Genomic DNA, 867 nt, shown 5'->3' on the forward strand with positions numbered 1-867 from the left:
AAAGAAATAAAGAAATAAAGAAAACAGCCTAAAAAAAGCGGGACACGCTAGGGCGTGTTGATCTTTGCTGTACACATTTTATTCAGCAATACATCGGCAGCCACATTATAGTAAACGCCAGTGATACCATACTGGCGTAATTTCTTGCTAACTTATCATATCTCGTTGATATTGCTCGGAAGTGCTTAATCCTCGCGAAAGCGTTCTCAACTAAATGTCGATACTTATAGAGACACCAATCCATGCTTTCTTTGTCGATATCTTGTCCATAATTTCGCGTCGGTATAACGGTGTCACCACCTTTAGAGTCAACATATGCCCTTAAAGCTTCGCTGTCATAGCCTTTATCAGCGATAAATACGTTGATCTCCTTAAGGTGGTCAACAAGGCTCTCGGCACGAGCAATATCATTTCTCTGGCCTTCTGATAGTTCAAAATAGATGGGTAATCCGCCGCTATCCACGACCAAATGAATTTTCGTTGAGTTACCGCCGCGACTCTTTCCAATACACTCACTGTCTGGTGTCGCAGCGCCTGCGCTATGCTGATGAGCCTTGACTATTGAGCCGTCTGCAAACACCCAGTCATAATCGGAAAGTTTTGATAACTCCTTGAATAATATGTCTAACAGGCCTTTCTTCGACCATAGATTAAAGCGACGATAGACAGTGCTCCAGTCCCCAAACTCTGTTGGAAGATCACGCCATGGAACTCCTGTTCTCAAGCGGTAAAGGATCCCTTCAAAGGTCATTCTATGTTCAGATTTATTATAAATGCGGCCAGTGTTCTTCATTACTTGAAGTAGCTTTTGCCACCGCTTATCAGTTAGCATGAGTCTCGGCATGGTATGGCGTTACAGTTTGTTTT

General features: G+C 43.0%; 1 protein-coding gene. It reads right to left on the reverse strand.

Annotation, left to right across the window (positions count from 1 at the left end; genetic code table 11):
- Positions 1-82: 82 nt before the first annotated feature.
- The gene (locus tag DZ54_RS0117305) at positions 83-844 is read right to left on the reverse strand and encodes an IS5 family transposase (protein WP_025675476.1); all 762 of its coding nucleotides are present in this window, start codon (positions 842-844) and stop codon (positions 83-85) included.
- Between the last annotated feature and the right edge of the window lie 23 nt (positions 845-867).

It is taken from the genome of Salinivibrio socompensis S35, assembly GCF_000513715.1.
Taxonomy (GTDB): domain Bacteria; phylum Pseudomonadota; class Gammaproteobacteria; order Enterobacterales; family Vibrionaceae; genus Salinivibrio; species Salinivibrio socompensis.

Bases quoted from the DNA above. Each gene is read 5' to 3' on its own strand.
- DZ54_RS0117305 (WP_025675476.1), bottom strand. From the start codon at position 844: ATGCCGAGACTCATGCTAACTGATAAGCGGTGGCAAAAGCTACTTCAA.